Here is a 22,782-nt window from a genome sequence, read left to right as displayed (position 1 = left end):
TGGGCAAAGCGCCGCAAGGTCGGAATCTCGTGCAGCGCTTCTTCCATCGCCGGATCGCTCAGCGCATACCACTGCTGCAGCAGATGAATCCGCAACATCGTCGCCAGTGCGTATGGCTGCCACCTGGCCGCCCCGACACCGGATAGTGCGGCGCGATCAGACCGAGCAAGTGCTGCCACGGAACCACCTGCTCCATCTCGGCCAGGAAGATCTCCCGGCGAGTCTGCTTGCGCTTGCCCAGGCCCTCAGCGTCACCGAACGTCAGTTGCATGGATCACTCCTCAACATGAGGCGGGTAGTGTCGCGTATCTATGGTGCGTTGTTCAGAGGTTCCCTAACCGATGCTAGGACTAAACAATCACCGCGGCGCATTCCGGCATGCCGTAAAAGTCCAAGAATAATGGCGTTGCACAGCCAAATGCCTGGATCACTAAACGAATGTCTCGGATCATCCTCGCCTCTAACTTCCATGAAGTGAGAGCCCAGCTCAGAAGGAAGGAACGAAGGCAGCGGTCATTATTATTTCGCGATACCAATCTGCAAGGGTGATGCTTACATAAGGTAGTTGCCATCTGCGAGATCGCTCGCACGGCCTGAACCAAATTACGTTACTGGTGAGCATGAAAGCCACAAACTAATCGTAGTTGGTCCTGGTACTTACGTGGTTGTAGTGTTGCTATCCTCCGACTGCGACCTCGGCCTGGCCTACAGTGCGTGACTTAGAAAATTCCAAGACAACCAACCCCAACTTCATCTGTGCCATGGCTACCGAGCGCCTGGCGTCGTAAATCGAGACTGGCAAAGTCGCGCTGCGATTCCGTGCCGGCGACCGAGGAGGATTGTCCACGGGCGAATTCTGCAATCATACTGCAGTAATAGCGCTGTTCCAACGCAACAGTACGACGATATCAGCAAGCTTTTTCGAGTCTTATTACCTGCTGTACCCACTGTTGCGGAGCTGATTGATAGAGAAGATCGTTAGACAAAAGAGCGGGAGCCTTGCCGATCAATAAGTGTCTGCACATCCTCACCGTCAGTAAAAAATGGACTACTGGCCTAGCCACAGATCAGCTGATATCGAATATCTCTACAGCTATATAGCTTCAGAGTTTTTTAACCGTCAACTCAGTCGATAAAATAGAAAGCCCCGTGAAAACGGGGCTCTCCTTGGAGCTATATCACCATTCTTGATTTAGTATTGACTAGAACGGTTGTGTCTACCAAATCTGCCAACAAACGGCGGAAACACAGAGATAGCAGGATTTTGGGCAGCCCGGAGAGCTCCAGATGTAAACATCCGACCGAGATTTGCTTAAGTTGTTGACACCCGCTCCCGTCAAAGGCGCCCCGACATACATGGTCGCTGCGCTATGTATCAACGTCTCCACCCGGGGTTCAAGCGCGAGTCGGCGGGACCTTCCGACAGCACAGACCCGACGGACGTAGGCGAGACGGCGGCGCTACCAGGTAAAGGGAAACCGCCCGAGTGGGAAGTAAAGGGAGCACGGTGACGTCGGTTCCGAAACCCACCAACTACGAATGGGACCGGCTGATATGGGTACTTGTAACCAGGGCCATGAAGTCCAGGAGGCCTGGCTCTGGGAGGTGCAGGACTACCGGCAGCGGTTCGAAGGCACTCACAGGCTGGGACCTGCGCACAAGCGCCTGGGGAAGCCACTTGCCGACCTGATAATCTCAAGTGACGAATCATCATCATGGAGCGGCAGATGAGTAATCAGGATATACACAATGAGTTGATTGAGCTGCTTAACGATATCGACCCCTTTTATAAATAAGGGAACCTATTCCTGCGGAAAGAGCATTCATTCCTATAGCTGTATGGGAGCGTTTCAGAACTCTTACAGGACGCATTCAACTTGAAGAGCATACGCAGCACGTTAGTTCTGAGAAGCGTCCAATTGATGAAATCAAGCTCCCAGAAAAGCTTGACATTTATAGCGCGAACCAGCGAGCTCAAGGTGGCTATTGGGATGGCTGGAATGATGCGCTTACGGAAATCCGAAAAATCAACGCACGCAGGCTCTAGTCCCATCAGCCAACGCTGTATTCCGAGTTTTTTAGGTGGCGTTGCCAGTTCCATGATATCCAGCATCCTAGAATTGCTGAGCTGGAAAAGTGCTTGGCCCACCAGTTGATCCCCTCACGCAGCCACCCGCGCGGATGCGCTGTCCCAGAGTAGGTCGGTTAGGTCTTGGAGATTGAGCGCCAGCGCCTTGATCTGCAGCAGCGCATCGTCACGAAAGAACCCTGTGCTGCCTCGACTCCTGTCATGGCTAATACCCGCAACCTCAAAGTTCAAGAAGGGTGCCTTGCCCCGCTTCTGCTTCTCAATGTCATGGTAGGCAGCTTCCCACGTAAGGGCCCGGATGACGGCCAAGTATCCGCGCTCATTGAACACGGGATTGAGAGTGTAATCCGTCTTGGGCGGATACTTGGGTACTACCGTGCGGCGATACAGCCCTCCGGTCACCAAGCGAAAGTGAAGTGGGTCAGGGGACTTCCCGTGGCGGCGAAAATCTTCAGGATCCACTCTGTGCCCTATGGCCTGGTCAAAGTACCTATTCACAAACAGGACGGCTAAGGCCCCCTCTGAACTGGCGTACTTTTGGTAGCGCGCCACCAGCTTGTCATCCATTGACCAACTCACGCTCAATGCATCCTTCCTCAAGCACGGCCGCCCGCCGATTGTGCCACTTGGCGGACTGGACTATTGCACACTGCAGCTCAACCGACCTCGGCAGAAGGCCCATCAGCCGATGCCCAACGGAGAGCCCTGCAACCACCCGGCCTTTCCGACCGCCACGACCAGATTCGGGTCACAGGGCCCGGTTTCAGGATGCGCCCTGGAGCCATCCTGCTCAACAGGTTAGCCCAGCGGGTTGATCCCCTTGGCCTTGGCGCTCAGGCCCTATAAATAGTGCAATTCGTCCAGCACCCTGAGGTCTGTCCTCAGAGCAGAACCTAGGACGCGGACGCGTCCAAGGAATAAATTGTTCTGATCGAGGAGGCTGATCCGCCCCGCTGATACACTGGCGTGGGCGACCTTTCCCGGCAGCAAATCCAGGCTGTGTCCGTCCCCTCCATGGTTGCCGTGAACTTAGACCGCAGCAAGCGTAGCGGAAAGCGGCTTCCACCCACGCGATGGATCAAGGACGTCTAGAATGCAAAGAAAGGAACGTTAACGGGCAATTACATGGGACCTATCGCTCTTTTCGACAAGTCATTCTTGGAAAGTCTAAACGTCGACGAAGCAGTGCTATTCGACTTTTTTTTCTACCCGGTGACATGCCCCATCTTCTATGTGGAGACGTTGGCGGACTTGGACAAGCCTGCAAATCGAGGAAGGACCGCGGAAGAGGTCGTCGGCTCGATTGCCTTCAAAACACCACAGATGCATGGCGGCCCGAGCGTCCATCATCGGACTCTGGTTCTGGAGAACCTAATGGGAAGGGAGATTCCCATGACCGGTCAAATCATGGTCGCCGGAGGCATTCCTGTTCAGGTTAATGGTGAAACAGGCGTAGTTTTCAGAAAGATGCCAGAGGCTGAGGCCTTCAGTCGCTGGCAACAGGGGGAGTTTGAAGAGATTGAGCGTGCGTTTGCCACCCAATGGCGCCAAGAGCTCAGAACGCTGAGCTTGCACGACGTCGCCGCCCAAGCAAAGCACTACGGCCTTGACCTGAGTTCATGCAAAACAATTGAAGATGCTAAGGACTTAGCAAATCTCGTAATTTCAAGCCTGCCTCCGAAACTCCAATTAATGTTCGCCGTCGACAAATTCCAGGTCCCAGCCGAGCTGCGCGAGCCGATTTTGCAGAACTGGCAGGCCGCAGGTGAACCTACATTGGCCAAATTGGCGCCCTATGCCCACTTCGTATTGAAGATCCAGGTCTTTTTTGAGGTCGCTCTAGCAACGGGAAAGATATCCGCTGATCGCCCCTCCAATCTTAACGACATCGCATACCTGTTCTACCTCCCTTTCTGCATGGTTTTTCTGTCAACTGATCGACTCCATCGCACTTGCGCCCCGCTCTTCATGGGTCCAGATCAGCAATTCCTCTGGGGGAGCGACGTCAAAGCTGATCTTCAGGCAAATCATAGGGCTCTTATGGAGCTCCCAGAAGCTGACAGGAATCGTGGACTATTATCGCTGTCCCCTCGGCCGCAAGAAGGCGGTCTAATCGCCTCTGTCTACGAAACTCAGTTCAAGGCCCCAAGAGAAACACCCTCTCGACCCTCCCCCCACAGTGACCGCATGGATCATGAACTGGCAGCTAAGTTGCAGTCATTCAATGAGACTGCAGCGCATCAGAGTGGCACTCCGGAATCATTCGATCCGAATGACGCGCAGTCGATGACCATTGAGCGATATATCCATAAAAAGCGAGGATCTTGGTTTCAGGTTCCACATGACACCCAGCCGACAGCCGAATGAGCTCATGGCTTGATCTCCTCCCACCGCCACTGCGACGGGCTCCACCCTAAAATTACGGATAATCCTGAAATATCCGCAAAATCCCAATCTTGCCTCACCACCTTTCGCCACATCCTTGGATTGTGAATTCTCTCAACGCACTCAAATACATCCGCTCGAGATCGACCCAGTGTGGAGTAGCTTGCTCTATAAAGGCTCAAAGAAGCTCTGGCGCGCTCCACTGGGCCCGCGTCGTAATGGTTAGGAATAACAATATATCTCAAAGGAAATCATGAAATATCCAGGAAAACCAGAAGTACCGCCCGGTTGGTATAAGGATCGAGGCCAGTCAATTATCGAAGAGAAATTTAATAATGCGCTTAATGAAATGGCTGATTTAATCGAAAAGGAACATTGGTTTGGAGACCCTGAAAAACACAGCCGTTATCGTGTCGATTTTATCTTGAAAGACGCCCGCTTAATCATTGAGCTGGATGGGCACGATTTTCACTCGACTAGAGAGCAGCTTGAAAAAGATGCAGTTAGACAGAGGTACCTAACGAGGGCTGGCTACACGATAGTCAGATTTACAGGCAGGGAAATAAATAAAAGCGCTGAGGATTGCGTCGCAGAAGTACAGCAAATCTACAAAGAACGCATACAGCGGGCACCTTCAAAATATCGCGCCATGTATATCGATTACCAATTCCTAGTTGTCCAGATGTCAAAAGCACTCAGCTTTTATAGAGAGCTTCACCCGAACAAATCGCTGGAATTCCCGTCCCTTGAAGCATTCATCCCCCATGCCGTTGAGTGGCTCCACGAAAAATCTTTCATTACAGCCTTTATTTTTCTCCCTCCAGAGGAGCAAGAGAAAGTTGGTTACTTGGACGGAGCGATAAAAGAATACGAGAAAGGCGAAATCAGAATTAACATTATTTCAGAGGATTTTTACACTCTAGAGCTAAGCGAGCATCTCATGAGCTTTTCTCATTTATTTAATGACTTCTACTTAGTTGCTGATGATCCCGTGTATGTTGATTCATTACGGTCTATTTTTCCCGACGATTTTAGTGAAGAGCACCTGGGCAAACATGTCTTTAAGTACCTTTCTGGCGGGAAACTTCTCAGAAAAGGCAATGATGAGACTGCGTTTGTAGGGACTGACTTGGCCCACGTTCGCTGGCAGGATGTTTGGTACCCAATTGGCGCATCAATCGGGCTTAAGAGTTATGAGTTATGAGATAACTGATGTGCTACTCAAAACTGAGGGCAGGGACGTTGACCCAGCAGAACTCAAGCATACTTGTGCTAGTCCGTGCCGTCAGGAGCAACTCGGTCAACTCCCGACGACACGTCGCCCTTATCAAAGTGACAGGCTAATGCGGCCATCCATCATAGCGGCATCCGTCATAGAAGCTTGGATCGACCTCAAAAATCAACGTGTGATTTTTCTGCAAGATCCTCGCGGCCATCTCTGGTGTCGCATGTGGCCTGAAGTCGATCCGAAACCCGTAAGTCATTTCATCAGTATTCCCGGTCAGCTCCTCTGGCTCAACATCAACCAAGTTCCCAAGCTCGTGCTCTGGGATTCCAAGCAGGCCAGAGTAAAGCTCAGCCTCAGTAGTCGGCGGCGGCTCTCCATCGTCCTCTCCATATCGACCATCATTCAAGAAGGCCCACTCAATCTCGCAGGTGACATCACCGAAGCAACCAAGACCGAGACGATCGATACTAATTAGTGCTTCCGCCCGAACAAGCGTACCTGCATATGGACGCTCAGGGTCCTGGATAAGCAAGATCTCGGGATATGCCTTCACTTGGACAGAGTCACCCACCAGTACAGAACTTAATCCCAAATCGAAGTTCACGTTGACGCGTACAATTCCCTCATGATTTGCTTCCGCTATCGCGCGGTGCACAGGGCTACTGTCGGCAACTAGCCTCTCCACGCGCGCTTTAGCGTTATTCTCTAAGCAGCTCAAATCTCTATGAAACACGATTGCTGGGGCTCGATCCGCAAGTGCAGCAGAAAAGAGATTAATCAAGTAATCCACTCCCAATGGCAGCCCCAGATCAAGCGTTCGCTGGGTCAGCTTAGGAATATCTGCGATGAAATGGCGTACCGAGGCTAAATTCTGAGGCTCTCGATCTTTAACTTGAGCCGATTGATAAGCCGCCAACGTGCTGTATCCGGCCGCAGCGGCCCATAGCTGCTGGGCATTGCCTAATGACATGCCGCATCCCATATTCGCTGCGTGGGAACGGATTGCGTAAGAAATATTCGATAGATTAGGTTTCACACGATAGCTCCAGCGAGTGCACAGGCCATTCGAGCGATTACTTGGCCCGCGCCCAGGAGATCGGGTGAAGGCATCAGAATCAAGAGACGACTTACAAAAACAGTCTTGTTTGAGACGCTCGAAACTCTGGCGGACTAGGCCTTGAATTAATTGTACTCCTGCAGCTCAATTCGCACAACCCCCGCGAGCGGGCCTTGAGAATCTCTAGCTTGACAGGCAGCCTGCTTGTGCTGAACCTGCAGCGCTGCCAGGCAAAGATGATGCTATCGATAATGATGCACCCAGGTTTTTCTACACATCGACGTCCCCCCGCTCTGAGTAGCGATTGGGTTTAGAGTCCGGAGTTGATGTGACCCACCCCCGATTACCGTGCCATTCGAAAGTAGAGAATTCGACCTTCTACGGCGCCTGGGAATTCGCTTGGGACCCGCAATTTCGGGCGAATTCCTCAGGGGTTTTCCATGCCAGTGCACTGTGGGGTCGCTCCTCGTTATAGAAGCGCCGCCACGCTTCGATTTTGCTCCGCGCGTCGGCCAGTGACAAGAACCAGTGTTCATTCAGGCACTCCTGCCGCAGGCGCCTGTTGAAGCTTTCCACCAGCGCGTTGTCGGTCGGTGTCCCTCTGCGGGAGAAGTCCAGCTCCACGCCGTTTTCATACGCCCAGCGGTCCATTACCTTGCCGGCAAACTCGCTGCCGTTATCCACCTTGATCGCCTCCGGCTTGCCGCGTTGAGCGGCCAACCGGGTCACTGCCTCGGCCACATCGTCGGCCCGCAAGGACTGGTCTACGACGATGGCCAGGCACTCATGCGTGAAGTGATCCAGTACCGGCAACAACCGGAAGCGAGGGCCATCGAACAGCGCATCACTGACGAAGTCCATGCCCCACAGGGTATTGGGCGCAGTGGCCACTTTGATCGGTTGCCGTCGGCGTGCACTGCGACTGCGACGAGGCCGACAATGCCTTAAAGACAGGCCTTCCTCCTTGTAAATGCGATGGATGCGCTTGTGGTTGTCCCGCCAGCCTTCCCGGCGCAGCATTACGAAAACCCGCTCGCACCCGTAATGAACACGGCTCAAGGCGATCTCCCGCATTCGCATGCGCACCGCGCTGCAGTCCCGCGCCTTGGCCTTGTAGGAGTAGCTGGACTGGGACATCGACATCATCTGCAATACGCGGCGCAGGCTGACCCCAAAACGCTCATGCAGCTGGCCTACCCAGGAACGTCGTTGGGCAGGCCTCAGAGCTTTTTTGTGACCACCTCCTGCAGCATCGCCTTGTCCAAGCTAAGGTCGGCCACCAGTTGCTTGAGCTTGCGATTCTCCTCTTCCAGCAGCCGCAGGCGCTTGAGCTCGGACGGGCCCAGCCCACCGTATTTCTTGCGCCACACGTAGAACGTGGCCTCGGCTATGCCCATCTTCCGGCAGATCTCCCCGACCGCCATCCCCAGCTCGGCCTGCTTGAGCGCGTAGGCCACCTGCTCTTCGGTAAATCGTGACTTCTTCATCGCTTGAATCCTCGTTGCTACGGGGGCCCATGCTGCCGAAGTCTCTACTTTACCGTGGCTCAGTTTTCAGGGGGTGGGTCACCATCACTGTGGCATCGTGGGAGTAGCCGATGATCACTTCCGCATTCTAGGCAAGCCCGAACTCATCCAGTGCCTTCTTGGCTGACTCAAAGCAATTGATCTCGTTGCAGTCAAGCGTAACGAGCCTCAGACGAATCTGCCCCGATGTTGGCGAGTTTGTCCAGCAACTTCCATCAAGAACCGTCCCTGCCAACTCAAAGGCGGAGTCTCCCATATCCGATGGTTGATCGATCCAGGCCGTCTATGCAGTCGTCGTGCCTTGGTCGGGCGTCTGCGCCCCCAGCCTGGCGACCAAGAATGGTATCCATAGTTGCGAGGGGAACGGCATTCTGTAGTGCCGGCAGGCTACTGCCACCAGTACCCACATGCCCCGCTTTACGGACGAAAACGCATCCATATGGACCATCGTTCCTGACTCCATCTTCTGCTTTTCCACGGCAATCAGTTCGCCAATGTCGGCGGGAAACTTGATAGGCGCCTCCGTGGTACCGCTCTCATACTGCGCGGCTTGTCGGTACAGCAATGCCTCGGTGTTTTCGTCCGCATACCAAGCCTGCAAGCACACACCCTTGAAGGCACGATCCTGAGCCGCCTGCAGTGACTGATAGACTTGATCGTGACCGAATACGACGCTCCAGTACATGAGCGTCGGCGCGAGGGTGCTAAGGTCTTTTAGCTTTTCGACTTGCTCTTCAGTCAAGTTACCCACCTCCAGAGCCACTAAGTCGTCGAAGGAATCCGTGGCGACCGGGAAGTGCTTTGAGGTCGAGAACGCGAAGGATACGCGATTCGCGAGTTCTTCCAGCCACTGCTTCGCAGCCTCCCGCCTTCTGGTTGCAAGGAGCAGCATGAAGGCAAGTGACAATTCGATTGCATTACCGTCGTAGCGCGGCGAGCCCGACGATGGATTGTTCTTTATGAGCGCCGCCAACACATCCGCGACCATGGTCGCATTGGTCGCAGCATCTTCGTCATCTTTGCTGTCAACATTCATTTCTTCCGACTGCAATTGCACGAGCCCGATCTCAGCCAAGACCCCTATTTGCTCGAATACTTTGTCGGTCACCAGGGCATTCTCGCGGGCCATGCCAGAAAGCCCATCCCTAACTAAGAAATAGGGTCTCAACTTATTGAAGTATGCCTCGCAAATGCGATTGTGGATCTGGTAGATATCCCAGTATGCGGAGGCCGCAGGTCCATATTTGAAGAGTCCTCGGATTCGTATCGCTTCCCATGTCCACAGGCAGCACCTTTCCCCAACTCTGAATGCATTGAGTAGGTTTCCTTCCTCCCGCGCCCAGCGAAACAGGATCTCCAGCATCAGTGCTGCCGTCTTCACTTGGCGTATGAAAAACTTACGCCGGGAAGGATTAAGCGCCGTTGCGACGTCATGACTGTTGAGCAGCAGCACCTGCAGAATCTTGTAGGCGTGGCGCAGGTCGTAGTCCCTGGAGCCGATCAGTGCGATGGCGCGACGAAGGTTCGCGCGTTCAGATGGGTCAATTGCATACTCGTCGAGCAGATGCGCATCGATCAGGTCTGCAAGGCGATCACCGGACCAGAACTCGAAGCTCAGTCGTTCCTTCGCATGTCCATCGACGTAGCCGGCGTAGTCCTGCAGCACTTCCTGTTTCAGGTCGCCGGTCGAACAGATCACCACCTTCGCCGGCAGGTCTCTGTGCTCGGACCTCACCGAGGAGCGTAGATACGAATCCTGGATTTGATTCAACGTCGCGCGAACAGCATTGACCCCGCCATCCCAATCCCGGCGTCCCAGGTCGCCGACCTTAAGCACGAAGAGGAAAAGCGTTTTCACACCGTGCTCGTCTTTACCGACAGCAGCGATATCCACGCCGTTCTGCCGCACACCGACTTGCGCGCGGCTGATCGGGATGATCTTCATCCGGGCCAGCAGGTCCGGGAGCAAGCGATCCAGCTCACCCGACTCACGGAGCTGACTGAGAAACTCCTTGATGATGAGCTTCATGTCGTCTCTGGCTCAGGCTTCGCAAGGATGAATCTCCTACGCCGCAGGTCGCTGCCCACTTTGTCGATCGACTCGCTTCGCGGAACAGCTACTGAATGCGACGTGGATATCATCTGCGCCTTATCTCCCATCTGCCCATTTCGCATGAAGAACATCGAGCGGCCAGCCTTGAGCGGTATTGTCGTGGCAATCTGCCGGAATATAGAGTCCTTGCTCGCTTCCTCGAACGCCTCGTTCATGAGCCGTCGGTGTTCTTTCGCGAAATGGTGCTGCTGCTCGGATAGCGGGCGCAACTCCTCAATTTGCGGCAACTCCTTAAATGCATCGTAGTACCGGCTCATTGAATCGAGGATCTGTTTCGCCAGCTTAGCTAGCGGAGAATCCAACCCTGCGGAGGCCACCGCCTCCAGATATTCTTTCGTCGCCGACGGATAGTCATAGCCAACGAAGTTAGCCATCGCCTCGTGCACCAGGGAAAACGTCCGGGTCTCGGCCGAGTCCGTGCAGGTAAGCGACCAGACCAGCGAGACTTTCTGCTCGTCGCGAACGACGTTCGCCAGCGTGCGCCGCACTAAGTGTCGCAGGCTGGACGACGTCATGCCATCCAGGACCAACGCCGGGAATGCCAGACCATACACGCCCTGCAATCCTAACTCGCCCAGGATTTTTCTCGTCATGTTCTGAATCCCAAGATCGTCATGCATCAGCCACCTAGCGAGCAGCGCGCCGAGTTCCTCAAGGTCTTGCACCAGTGATTGAAAGAACTCGTGAAACGCCTCGCTAAGTGACGGTGCACTATCAGCATTCGCAAGTGCCCAGGCCTCCAACCAAGCAAGGCACCTAGCCTTTTCAGGCGATTGGTATTGTCGCGCCAGAATGTGGTCAAGCCCGTGAGATGAACTCATATCCTGCGCGGTTTTAGCAGCCAGCAGGTCGATCTTGTCCTGGTACCAGGATTGCACGCTGAGGTGTTCAGCGGAAAACGCAAGGTGATCCCCGACAAGGCCGGCTACATAGGGCTCATCCAGCTTGGCGATCTCATCGATCAGCGCATGCCTATCAGTAGCTGTGTTCACCAGTTGAAGGCCAGATTTCGCTGCAGTTGCGCGTAACGCCTTGTCGTCCGAGCGCAGGCCTGCGCGGATGACTTCCACGGCCTTATCGATGTCTGCCGAATCCGCGCCGCTCCAATCAAGGTAGCCAATCGCCTCAATAGCCGGCATCGACACCAGCTGGTTCGGTTCACCCGTCAAGGCATGGATGCGAGCCAGCCCGGGAGCCCTGTCAGCACCGACCCCATGAATCAGCGCCACCCGCAGCAACGGCGCCAACGTGGGGCCCGGCACGGCGACGCATGCCTCGACCACGCGTTCGATGGCAGCCGGATGGAGTTTCATCCATTCACCCGCCGCGCCGTGCACGAAGCCCTGCGCACCCAGCAGACCAATCAGCACCAGCAGATTGCGGATATCGATATCATCGAAAAGTGGCAAACTCTCAGACAGCACCCACACCACTCCGAGCTTGCTTGTTCCGGCTTGAACCGCTTCGATTGCGAGGCGCAGGGCGTCAATCTCGCCTGCATTGTGGAGCTGCGCCAACGCGCGGCCGGGAAGATTGGCCTTGCGCGCCGATCCAGGCTCGGTCCGGCACTGCTGCAACTCCTGGAATAGTTCAGGCGGCGCATGTACCAGTGGCGCAATGATAGCGGTCTGCAGATGCCTGACCGCCCTTGCCTTCGCCTCCTCTGGATCCGAAAACAGCGGCCGTCCCTCGACCAACTCGCAAGCGGCGCTAAGGTCGTCCGGCGTCAGCCCTAGGTCTTCCAGTGTCACTGCCCCGGGCTTCGTCAACGAGAGCCACGCCAACTTGTCCAACTTGGATTCGTATTCGTCCATGTCTGCTCGTTCGTTAAGCACTGTGAATATTTGAGCCTGCTTGCCACCCGCCAGCGCACCTGTTCTAGTGGAGGCAGCGGCAAGCCGCTAGTCACTTGCGTAGGTCATGGACGCGCATATGTGCGCAATATCATCGACTGTCAACGCAAACCACTCGTTCCTGACTCGCTTTTCGGCAAACCTAGCATGGAGCGACAGTTCGTCCTGCTGCGCATTCGCAGAAGCAAACTGATGGAGGAGCGTGAGCGGCTCCGGGTTAGCGCACTGCAACTGCCTTAAGCGATTTGACACGGAACGGGACGACCCGATCTTGCAGTAGCCGGTGGACGACTTAATCAAGTAAACGTATCCGAACGTGTCTTTGGGCGTAGGCTGTGGCGGTCGGAACTTACCAATGTACTTCTCCCACCCCGGCCAATCCGACGTACCATAGCTTTCCGGCCCACCCAGGTGGTCCGATTCCCAGGCATGCAGGCGTTCACGCTCGTCACGCGGCAACGCGGAGTAGCAACCAATCATCGCCGATGCGTATTCCAGAAACGACATTCCCATGGCAATTGGTACCTGAAAGATAGGCACCGCGGCGCGGCACCGAAATTGCGCCGGCCCAACATCGCAGGGCCGGCTTGGATCGCGATTACGACTTCTGCTTTATTTGCTCGCGTCGCGCGAAGAACTCGCTGAGATACCTGTTTCGCGGGTCAGATTCCTTTACGCTGGCCGCAGTGACGGTACCGGCGTCGAGCAACGCGGACAACTCGTCTTCCCAACGCAGTACCCGATGAGCTCGCAGGAACTCCTCGAAATCATGCCATTCAATTTCCGTTGGGCCTGTCGCATCTCCTCGAACGAACAGATCGCTGACGCAGAGCAGGCCTTTCTTGCCATGGACATGCAGGATCCCGAGCACTGCGACGATTCCATGCAGTGCCTTTGCCTCGCGCTGCCCACTACGGGCGACAAAGTTCAGGGCCACGTCCATAACGTCATTCCCGTACGTCGCGCCCATAAACAGTACGTCGTCGTACTCCAGCCAAGCTTCGCCCGGCGTGTAATGGGCATCCATCAGCATGCGTCGGTAACCCTGTGCGTATGCACTTTCTATCGATGGCAGGAACGGCAATTGCTTGATCGGCTCCGGCACCATCCAGTCCTTGGCCGGCGTGCCTCTGTGTCGCGGCATGATCCTGGCTGCCGGACCGGCGTGTTCCGTCAATGCCAGCGCCGTGGCCAGCTGTTCGTAGGCAGTGTGCTCGGTGATCCTCGACGCTCCAAACAACACCATGCCATGGGTCCGCCGCGCCAGTTCTTTGCGCAGCGACTCCAGCGCTGCCTCAGGAATTGCATCCAGTTTGGACTGTGCCTGGATCAACATCGGTTTGGGATAACCTCGCGAGAACGGGCGGCGATCTTGGAGTTCCCCTTCTTCGCTGACGACGCCTTGCAACGCCGTGTAGGTTTCCGACTTTTCCTCCCGCAATGTCCTGACCATCAGATCAAGATCCTCGCAGAGCCGATCCGGCGTCGGCGTGTCCACTAGGACGGCCACGCGATGCTGCGAATTGAGCGCGTGAAGACACGCCATTTCCAGTCGTTCCGCGGCGCTCTTCCACATGGACTGGTCCAGCTTGAGGGGGCCAACAGCGAGGCATTGGCGGCGGCTCCCGAACAACAGTATCTGGTGGCAAATCAGGCACGCGATACACAGGAACAGGCGCGATTGCAGGAGCTAGCGCAAGCACGCGACCAGACCCAGAATGATCCGAGCAGGACGGGACCGAGAATGTCATAACCGGAATAGGTATTCGATTGAAGCAACTTTTAGATTGAGGCGACCACAGGCCTCACCTGCTGAGAGGGTGTCTGTACCACGCTTCACGCTAGGAGCGGCAATGTCAAAGAAATCCGACGCAAAGCGAAAAGCGAAGCTCAAAGGGTGCCGTAATAATGCTCAAGAAGCAGGGAGTTGAGTCGCAACGAAACAGAAAGCGCAGTTAGGCTCGTGGCGTGCCTGCCGGCCTAGCTTGAGAGGGCAACCAAATTCTACCAAAGGCGCCAAAACTATTCAGAGACGCAGTTGCCCTTGCGAGTGACAAGGTGCGTGGCGAGCAGCTCGTTGCGAATGTGCTTGCCGAACGGATCGTCCGAGTCGTGGCTGAAAGGAGGCTAGTCATTCCACTTGCCTGGCTGCTGCAAGGAGGCCAGCAGCAGTTCCATCTTAACCGCGTCCGTCGATCCGGCGGGTCATCGCAAACGGCTGATCGATGCACACAGGTGCTGGAATAGCCACCGCTTGGTATGGAATTTTGGCACCCGACCGGTGGGGAACCCAGGATTCCCAGGTGGGGGCGACACATGACCACTTAAGCACCGTTGACCGTACAGCCATATGGCGTAACTACCGGAATACCGTATATGCGGGTGGGTGTCCTTCTTTCCTCACCCTAGCCGCCCGAACCTATTGAAGCCAGCTGCTGGCGGCCGTACCTTCGTCTCAACTACATTGAGGTGGCCGCCATGCCCAGCGAGAAGTCAGAAGCCGAAATCATCGAGTTCCCCAAGCCGGGCAAACAGATCTCGTCGACGGAAAAAATTTGGGGCAAAGCCGTATACAGCCATGGCTACACTGGCATCCCCTCCATACTGATTCGAGGTCAGCGTCGGCTGGGCCTGAATCCTATGCAGATGAACATCTGCATCCAGTTGCTGGACTACTGGTTCGAACCGGCGCGGAAGCCCTTCCCGACCAAAAAGGAACTGGCCCAGCGCATCGGCTGCACCGAAAAAACTATTCAGAACAACATCCGGGAGCTTGAGGACGCCAAGCTGGTACAGCGCCAGCTGCGCAGAACCGCAGCTGGCGACTGGAACAGTAATATCTACGACCTGAGTGGATTGGTCACGAAAGTGCAGGCACTCGAACCTGAGTTTGCGCAAGAAAAGCAGGAACGGGCTGCGCGGAAGACTCAACTCCAAAAGCCGGGCGGCCTGAAAGCAAAGCCAAAATCCAAGTAAAAAATACCCCGGCCGCGTGCCTATTGGGCAGAGACGGTACCGGGGTGTACGGAATTAAATTACCCCACGGGGTGTGGTTTTGCAAGCAGCCGGCGGCGGAGGCGTTCAGGAAGGATGAGTCACGAAAATTTCGAGGAAGCGCTGTCGCTGGAACGCTTTGGCCGCTACTTGGCATGGGCAGCGGGCGACCGTGGCCGGGCCATCGACCTTTACGGGCACAATACTCGCCTCTCCGAGAGCCTGTACACGCCCTTACAGACGCTGGAGGTGGCGCTGCGCAACCGCATCCACACCGTCCTCGCCGAGGCCAAGGGGGAGGAATGGTACGGCGCCGCCGCCGGCATCCTGCTTGCTGCCCACCAGTCCGAGCAGACATCAAAGGCCATCCAGGAACTGGTCAAAGCGGGAAAGCCTGTGACGGCGGGTGGCGTGGTCGCCAGTCTCACTTTCAGCTTCTGGACGACGATGTTCAACAAAGACTACGAAACGCTGTGGCAGCAGACGCTTCACAGAATCGTTGATCCTACTGCGCCCAAGGGGCTAAAGAGGAAGAGCTTTTCTGGACCGCTGGCGCGTATTCGTGTCATGCGCAACCGCATCGCGCATCACGAACCGATCCTCAGCTGGAATCTAAGCAAGCATCACAATGAGATCTTGGAGCTGATTGAGTGGTTGTCGCCGCCTGCCTCGAAATGGTGTCGCGAGAACGATCGCTTTCCGCAGGTGTATCCGGAAGGAGGGATTACTCTGGCGCAGGAATGAGTCCTGAGGTAGGGCCAAGATCGGGTGCATGCATCCGTAGTGCAGACCATCGCTCCAGATCAGTGCTGATATCTCGCAGCGGCTCGTCAGGTCATTCAGGAAAACCAGCTAATGCGGTCGAACTCAAAAGATGGACCTTTAGTGCTCAAGACGCGTTTCGAGGTAGTTGAACAGGGTGCGCACCAAATTCACCATCAGCATAGCCTCGCTCTCTCCAAGCAGTACCTGATTGGGATGAGCAACCGATGCATTGTTCCGCAAGGTGTTTAGAGCTGTGACTGCTCCGGCTAGGCAACCAAGCACAACATCGACCTGCGGATCATGCTTGTTCATTGCCACAAGGCTCGGATGCCCATTCCGGATGATCTTGAACAGCGAGCCAATCGGTGCGTCTGGCATTACCGACAGACCAGCTGCGGCGCAGGCATCGAGCAGATAGCCATGGAGGGCGGTATGAACTCGATCCAGCGCACTGACGGCACCATTGGATTGCAGTAAGTGATCCGCGTCCTTCAACGCTCGCTCAACGACTTCGCTAGCAGTCTGACGCCTTGAGGGTGTTGGCACGTGGACAACGCTTAAGTCAAGCTCCTGTGCGACAGCCGGTGCATACTGCTCTAGCCAGGCCTTCAGGCTTGGTCGTGTGGATAGGGAGCGCAACACGTCAGGCTTCTGCGTCGCCATAAAGGTGACAAGTCTGGCAACCTCGGCCCCGTAGTCGCTGTCCTTGAACCGCATTGCCTTCTGCAGCCGAGTTTCGGGGTGAGTCATCTGCGGCACGCCCATTTCCATTCCTAGCTTGGACCAATCGGAAGCATTGAAGCACGCCTCCAGTGCTTCAGTGAGCGCGAGCTGCGCTTTGTGTGAAAGCTGCATAGGAGTGGCAGAGTATTGAGGAATCATGCTCCATAAGATAATCGCTCCGTTGCATTTGCAGAAGTCTTGCACTAAACACCGATGGGCCACACCCTAGTCGCGTGGATGGCGGTACGTAGGGCATTCGATATGTTCCAGTCTCGCGAGGAGAGTCATCCGGCCCTGCAAGTTTGACAACCGTCATCTATGCGGCTCGAGCCAAGCTCAAGCCGGTTGTGATTACTAGGATGTAGAAGGGTGGCCAGCTGATGGCAACCACCGAGATCGAGAGCTGGCCGAGCGACGCCGAAAGTCTCATTGGCCCGATCTGATTGCTCGAATGAGGACGCTTCGACGAATGAAGGCCCAACACAGTTGTCATAACGAAGGAGCTAACGCATGACGGATCAGAACAATGAAGCCGACCTGGAATCGCGCATTGACGCGACGCTGGCCCAGATCTTTCCAGGAGTAGAACTCAAGCATCAACGGCGCTTCACAGTCCGTGTCGGTCACAACGTTCTTGAGAAATCAACCCGAGACTACGTGACGGGACGCGCTGACGTCTTGGTTGAGCGCGACGGCAAGCCACTGGCTGTGCTTGAGCTAAAGCGCGCTGGCTTACCGCTTACCGCAGACGATGAAGATCAAGGCTGGTCCTACGCGGCACTCGTCATGGCGCCGCTCGTGGTAATTAGCAACGGTGCGGACACCCGCATCCTGCGCACCCATGATCGGGTCACGCTATCCGAGTCGTCATTGAACGCTTCGGAGCTGGCCCAGCGATTGCAATTTGCTGCTTCCTCTGCAGAGGCATCCGTCACCAACGCAATTGAGAGGCTGCTCGGTACCGATCTAGGCCTACCTGCCACACAAGCGATCAACAACTTTGAGCTCAACGACCTGAGCGGCAATTGGATAGGACGCAGGCCATTTGTTGAAGACTTCCTTGTGCCACGAACCGCGACAGATGAAGTCCGATCAATCCTTCAGGCAGATAAGTATCGCGCAGTATTGGTGTCAGGCGCTCCTCTATGCGGCAAGAGTTCGGTGCTACGGGAGCTGGTGACCACAAAGTCAACCACAGAGGGGATTCCCGTGTACATCGAAGGATCCGCGTGCACCGAGGGGCTCTTCCGCCGCCTATCCAACGTGCTTTCGGCCGAATTTGGCTGGGCGGCCACCCCTGATCAGACCCGTGCTTGGTTGAGGCAAATAGCAAGTGATCCCAAGCGGCCCCTCATGCTGTGCATTGACGCACCAAGCACATCCGAAATTCTCCGTACTGAGATTGACGAGATACTGAGTGGCGCGATAGGCAAAGTTCGTCTAGTGCTGGGTGTCGATGAGGCTGAGCTGGACGAATGGCGGATTAGCGCCAATCGTCGCTACGAAACTCGCCTTGGTCGCAATAGCAAGGTAGTCACTGTCGGCCCTTACAGTGACGACGAGTTTGGTGCAGCACGCGCCCGCTTGGTCGAGCTCGGCGGGCACCTTGTGCATGGCTCTTCATTCTCTCCGGAGCTTCGAGTCCCTTGGGTTCTCCGTGCTGCGGTCGCGCCCAAGATGGAAGCAGCAAAGTCTGAGCGCTTCGCCGTGCTGCCCCCCACTCTGGGGCCGGAGACGATTTGCATTGCCGAGCAACGATTTGAGCATCTTGGTGATCTCCGCGACGCCCTCGAGAGCGTCGCTCGAGCATATCTGGATTTCATCGTCAGTTCTAAATCGGAAGATCTGGCTCTGGCATCGATTTATGATTTCTTCGTTCAACGCGATTGGCTGCGCGATCATGTCGACAGGGATGATATCAACGCTCTGATCCGGGCCGGCATTCTCCAGTCCAGAAGCACGCCCGCTACCGGGACACTGTACTACGTCCGGCTGCCGCCCCTTTTTGCCGCAGCTATCGTTGAGCGGCTATACGCTTCCGTTGAAAAGAAGCTGTCCGGCAAGAAGGACTTTCAAGTTACCGCACGTTGGCTAGTGGCACGTTGCTCTCGCATGCCCTTTGGAGATGCGATTGGTGCCGCAGTAGTCCATCGGTTGATGGTACGCGCTCCCAACGCTGCAGCAGTACCGCTCTTAAATGCACTACTAAAAATGGAACCTACAATCCAAGCGCTTACCCCAGGAGTCAAGTTGCTCACAAAGATGCCTAGCCTGGGGACTATAGAGCTCGAAATGGATGAGGACAACAACCTTCTTGTCAGGAAGCGCAACGACCGTTCTAGAGATTTAAAGATTAAGCTTGACGACCAAGAAATGCCGACCATGGCTGATCAAAGTGCTTGGCTGATTCTGTCTCAAATCCCGCCGTTCAACATATTTGGAGATTTTAAGAGGCAATCACAATATGTGAAGGCGGCCGCCGCTGTTCTGATGGAAGTTGGAAAGTGCCCAGCGATCCTGCACAGACCTCGCGATCAATTGGATGAGTACCACACTCTCCAGGTCGGCACTGTACAAGTACCATGCCCCGGCATGGGTATGGTTGAGCCAGTTACGTGGGCAATCACAGAAACTCTCTTGAGCACGGCTTTCCGTGATGAGCGAGATGCCTGGGTCAGGGTGGCAGCTGAGTCAGGCAGCGTCCCGCTGCTCGCTCGCGCAACTCAAGCACTGCAGCATCTCATGCATATTGAGGGGCACGCCGAGTGGGCCGAGACTGTGCTCAATGACTATTGCCAGTCTAATTGGAAGAGCACCGACTGACGATATAGGACTTGATTGCCACTCGAGGCCAGCATCACTTGCAGTTGCGTCAGCTGGTCCTGCCTAGCATTACTTCAGTACAAGGCCTGTGCAACGTCTTGCGCGTGCCTCACGCGCTCTCCAGATAAGGGAGCGCCAAGCGCTTGCACTTGAAACGCTACGGATCCGATCCCTCGCACCGCACTCGCCGCAATGCGTTCATTGAGTGTATCCCAGCATATGTATTGATTTTGGCTACGCCGCACGCTGACAGAGTTGACGTGCCTCGGACAAGGCTTGAATGTCCGGCGAGTTCTTACAATTGAGTGGAAATGTGGTCAAAACGCTCCGACGTTGCGATGTGAAATCGCGGGTAGCAACGACAGGCGCGATTGCGCACATGCTGAACCTTGAAGACTGCCGGCACATGCGCTGTATGCGCAAACAGGGCCGAAGCAGAGGACTAGTGGCGCAGAGGTGTAAGGTTCGCCCCGACATACCAGAGCCAATCGATGTTCTACCCTTAAGAACACTCAAGGACGGAGTATTAAATGAACGCATTAACAGATTCTCTCAATGAGGTGGTTGGTGAACTCGAGGCGCATCTAGGCAACCTGGATCCGCCTGGCCTGAAGGTCCTCGTTAAGCGCCTGATTGATCGGCTGCGCACTGTCATTGACGAACTATCTAAGGCGGGCTATGTAACGCTCAATGTCCGGCTAAGTAAGCTGCTGGGTGAGCTGCTAGCTGCCGCCGAAGCCCTCCTGGAGGCGCTGCATGTCTACCTGAAGTCCCTCAAAGGCACGCTCGAAGAGAAAGGCCGCGCACGAGGTGCCCTTGACGATGCCATGTCAGCTGTCGAAGCTGCCTTGGGCGCTATCGAGGCCGCGCTTGGACTTGGACCCAACCCAGGCGGAACGACGCCCTAAGCGTGCGCATCTACCTAGTGACCCCAACAACAGTGCTGCCAATGCGGATCTCACAGTAGCCGAGCTCCCTTCCATCGGCCTACTGGTCAGGAATCATTCTGCTCTGTGATCGCGGTGGCGACCCACGGGAGAGGCATCTTTCTTCGACAGCCCGCCCAGGCATTTTACCCATCGACGCAATCCACGAACCTCTTCGTAGATGTTCGGGAGCTCCGACCAGCTTCCCTTGTGCGGCGCACGTTAGAGGATTCCGCACAATACTTCGCGCAGAGCGCTCGGACGGAACCCGCATCTATCGGCAATGGTGGTCAACGCGTCCCGCACTTCGCTCGGAGCGTCCTGTCGGATGGTGATCTCCGCGTCGGGTCGAGAGAGCCCATGCCTGGTCGAGAATGTCGTCATGCTGCCAGTCTCTTCTTTTCAGATTGCTTGCCTGGCGCGATGAAACGAGTCTGCGTTGGACCTGCGGCAATCGGCAGCCACCGGCCTGGTCAGAGCTTCCCCCCGCCTCGTGACGGCAGGGGGAAGCCATGGGACGTGGGGTGTCGTCTGTCCGCTCAGCCTGACTTCTCGAGTCCGATTCTCGCCTTCTCCAGGTGCTTGAGCAGCGAGTTCAGCGGTGGGCAATCCGCATATCCTTGCCTGAGCAAGGCGTGCACCTCGCCGATGGTCCAGAGTTGCGCAGCGGCGCCTTCGACAGGATCTATATATTCGCCGTAGTACATGGCCTGAAACTGCTCTTGGCTCATGGCATCGCCGGGATACTCGGCCATTACCCAGTTGTCCAGTTCGGACCGCACGACACTGAGCGCGTCCTGCACGCGCTTGGGTCGCCTCGAGTTGCACAGACCATGTAGCAATGGCCCGACCTTCAGCTGCAATCCGATCGGCATCGCGACCGCCGGGCGCCACCGCGAGGCGGCACCGCCAATTGACCTGCCGTAGGGAGTGGCACCACGACGTACCTCGCCCCGCCATGCAGGCATCGGACGCCGCCGCGGCTTGAGGCCCGCGGCCTCCCGCGCCGGGCTGAGGAAGGCCGTGCCGTAACGGTCCGATTCGCCGCCCCAGGGCTGTGGTGACGCCTCTCCCGACAAGGTAGCCACTTGGCGGGAGAGCTGCGCCAGGAGCGCGGCATCGGCGGAGACGAGATACGGAACCGACGCCCGGGAACGTAGAGTCCCTTCCACGCCGGCGCGACCACGGACGCGTTTGAATCGCGCAGCCAGCGCCGCCGACGATCCAGCAGTTCCGGGCCGTGGCGATCGTAGGGCTCGTCCATGTAGAGCCACGAGCCGCTTGCTGGGTCGAATCACTCGCTCGGATGGTCGTGGCTCGGCATCTTCTGCAGATAGCGCAGCTTGCGATGCATAGCTTGGGTGGTCACCGGAACGAGTCCAGTAGCGACGATGAAGCGCAAGGCACTGGCGGCATCGTGCAGATAGTGCAGGGCTGTGTCCTGACGCTCGACGTCGAGTTCCCGCTCGATATGGTCGTCGGCGTAGAGCCGGAAGCCGGCAAGTTGACGCACGGCGTTCAGCTGGTTCCTGCGGACGACCTGGGCCAAGGGCTTTGCCAGCTCGATTCGCAGGGTTTCGCGTCCCGCACGGCCGTTCTCACGCCAGTAGGCACTGAGAAAAACGGGGTACAAGGTTGGATGAACACCACCTGCCAGTTGGCGTTGCGCATGGCGCAGGTTCTCAAAGCCAGCGATGCGAGCAGCTTCTTCGAGAGCTTGATTGTGGGGAATGGAGCGCTCGCGCTTGAGTGTTTTGGCGAGACGCTTGATGCCGTCCACGGAGGACGGAGGTACGGCGACGTTATGCATGACTTTGCTCCACGGTCCGTAAGCGCAGCGTCACCCGTAACCACCAGCTGAGGACCGAACAAGGTCATCGTCGGTTAATTCTTACTGGCAGTGCCGTTTCCAGCTTCGCTCAGACGGGTGTCATGCGCCTGCCAGGCGCGTGACGAAAAACAGCACGATCTCCGCCATGCCGCCACGCCGCCAGTCTCCTAACGTTTATGTAGGAATGGCGCACATGATGCTTACCCTAGAACAGGGCGCTAGAGATGTCAGCTTTGGGTTAAAAGCGGGCTGTAGCATCGCTGATCGCGTGCTCTGGAGTCGGCATGTCTGTTGTTAGCCAATAAGATCAAGGGGCCTACAGAAACTATCAGCGAGCTATAGAGAGAACTTCAAACTTCCACGCGGCTCGAAGTACGAGGCCATTTGCTACCCATTAGGGAAGCTCTGAACAACGCACCACAGATACGCGACACTACCCGCCTCATGTGAGGAGTCATCCATGCAACTG

The 22,782-nt window shown here is 56.0% G+C and carries 16 protein-coding genes and 2 pseudogenes; 7 read left to right on the top strand and 11 right to left on the bottom strand.

Annotated elements, in window-relative coordinates; genetic code table 11:
• Both FFY45_RS21640 and FFY45_RS21635 read right to left on the bottom strand, forming a co-directional pair.
• A pseudogene (locus FFY45_RS21640) lies at positions 1–271 on the bottom strand (transposase); the annotation flags it as partial.
• Between the two features lie 1,890 nt (positions 272–2,161).
• Positions 2,162–2,656 carry a hypothetical protein gene (locus FFY45_RS21635; RefSeq protein ID WP_176342005.1) on the bottom strand — a complete coding sequence of 165 codons (495 nt, stop codon included), beginning with the start codon at positions 2,654–2,656 and terminating at the stop codon, positions 2,162–2,164.
• Positions 2,657–3,214: 558 nt separating this feature from the next.
• Here FFY45_RS21635 and FFY45_RS21630 point away from each other — a divergent pair.
• Positions 3,215–4,456, top strand: a complete 1,242-nt coding sequence (locus FFY45_RS21630) for a hypothetical protein (RefSeq protein ID WP_176342004.1) — start codon at positions 3,215–3,217, stop codon at positions 4,454–4,456.
• Positions 4,457–4,727: 271 nt separating this feature from the next.
• Positions 4,728–5,678, top strand: a complete 951-nt coding sequence (locus tag FFY45_RS21625; protein ID WP_176342003.1) for an endonuclease domain-containing protein — start codon at positions 4,728–4,730, stop codon at positions 5,676–5,678.
• A 136-nt stretch (positions 5,679–5,814) separates the two neighbouring features.
• Here the strand turns inward: FFY45_RS21625 and FFY45_RS21620 are convergent, their stop codons facing one another.
• From FFY45_RS21620 to FFY45_RS21595, 6 genes are all read right to left on the bottom strand, one after another.
• Entirely contained in the window at positions 5,815–6,672 is an 858-nt protein-coding gene (locus tag FFY45_RS21620) for a hypothetical protein (protein ID WP_176342002.1), read from the bottom strand.
• A gap of 465 nt (positions 6,673–7,137) precedes the next feature.
• Positions 7,138–8,246, bottom strand: a protein-coding gene (locus FFY45_RS21615; protein ID WP_176342001.1) for an IS3 family transposase whose coding sequence is annotated in 2 segments (ribosomal slippage) — positions 7,138–7,994 and positions 7,994–8,246 — 1,110 coding nt in all. Because the reading frame shifts where the segments join, the coding sequence is not laid out codon by codon here.
• 322 nt (positions 8,247–8,568) lie between these two features.
• A complete protein-coding gene (locus tag FFY45_RS21610) occupies positions 8,569–10,314 on the bottom strand; it encodes a hypothetical protein (RefSeq protein WP_176342000.1) in 1,746 nt (581 codons plus the stop codon).
• Positions 10,311–12,212, bottom strand: a complete 1,902-nt coding sequence (locus tag FFY45_RS21605) for a hypothetical protein (protein ID WP_176341999.1) — start codon at positions 12,210–12,212, stop codon at positions 10,311–10,313. Before FFY45_RS21605 ends, FFY45_RS21610 begins: the two co-directional genes overlap by 4 nt.
• Before the next feature lie 87 nt (positions 12,213–12,299).
• Positions 12,300–12,731 (bottom strand): GIY-YIG nuclease family protein, encoded by a 432-nt coding sequence (locus FFY45_RS22390; protein WP_369333976.1) that lies wholly within the window; start codon positions 12,729–12,731, stop codon positions 12,300–12,302.
• Positions 12,732–12,849: 118 nt separating this feature from the next.
• A complete protein-coding gene (locus tag FFY45_RS21595; RefSeq protein ID WP_176341997.1) occupies positions 12,850–13,827 on the bottom strand; it encodes a hypothetical protein in 978 nt (325 codons plus the stop codon).
• Between the two features lie 902 nt (positions 13,828–14,729).
• On the opposite strand from FFY45_RS21595, the gene FFY45_RS21590 reads away from it, so the two are divergent.
• Entirely contained in the window at positions 14,730–15,227 is a 498-nt protein-coding gene (locus tag FFY45_RS21590; protein ID WP_176341996.1) for a helix-turn-helix domain-containing protein, read from the top strand.
• A gap of 114 nt (positions 15,228–15,341) precedes the next feature.
• Positions 15,342–15,989, top strand: coding sequence for an Abi family protein (locus FFY45_RS21585; protein ID WP_176341995.1), 648 nt, complete (start codon positions 15,342–15,344; stop codon positions 15,987–15,989).
• A 138-nt stretch (positions 15,990–16,127) separates the two neighbouring features.
• On the opposite strand, the gene FFY45_RS21580 is transcribed toward FFY45_RS21585, so the two are convergent.
• Entirely contained in the window at positions 16,128–16,892 is a 765-nt protein-coding gene (locus FFY45_RS21580) for an abortive infection family protein (RefSeq protein ID WP_176341994.1), read from the bottom strand.
• A 95-nt stretch (positions 16,893–16,987) separates the two neighbouring features.
• Here FFY45_RS21580 and FFY45_RS22250 point away from each other — a divergent pair.
• From FFY45_RS22250 to FFY45_RS21570, 3 genes and pseudogenes are all read left to right on the top strand, one after another.
• Positions 16,988–17,170: pseudogene (locus tag FFY45_RS22250) on the top strand (hypothetical protein); the annotation flags it as partial.
• 73 nt (positions 17,171–17,243) lie between these two features.
• A complete protein-coding gene (locus FFY45_RS21575; RefSeq protein WP_176341993.1) occupies positions 17,244–19,556 on the top strand; it encodes a type I restriction enzyme HsdR N-terminal domain-containing protein in 2,313 nt (770 codons plus the stop codon).
• A 530-nt stretch (positions 19,557–20,086) separates the two neighbouring features.
• A complete protein-coding gene (locus FFY45_RS21570; RefSeq protein WP_176341992.1) occupies positions 20,087–20,464 on the top strand; it encodes a hypothetical protein in 378 nt (125 codons plus the stop codon).
• 557 nt (positions 20,465–21,021) lie between these two features.
• Here FFY45_RS21570 and FFY45_RS21565 read toward each other — a convergent pair.
• Both FFY45_RS21565 and FFY45_RS21560 read right to left on the bottom strand, forming a co-directional pair.
• On the bottom strand, positions 21,022–21,450 hold the full coding sequence (locus FFY45_RS21565) for a DUF5623 domain-containing protein (protein ID WP_255172113.1): 429 nt from the start codon (positions 21,448–21,450) through the stop codon (positions 21,022–21,024).
• A gap of 326 nt (positions 21,451–21,776) precedes the next feature.
• Entirely contained in the window at positions 21,777–22,292 is a 516-nt protein-coding gene (locus tag FFY45_RS21560) for a hypothetical protein (RefSeq protein WP_176341990.1), read from the bottom strand.
• Positions 22,293–22,782 lie beyond the last annotated feature (490 nt).

Source organism: Xanthomonas hortorum, from assembly GCF_011305375.1.
Taxonomy (GTDB): Bacteria; Pseudomonadota; Gammaproteobacteria; order Xanthomonadales; family Xanthomonadaceae; genus Xanthomonas; species Xanthomonas hortorum_E.
Note: the sequence above shows the minus strand (reverse complement) of the source record. Positions and strands in the feature narration are given on the sequence as shown.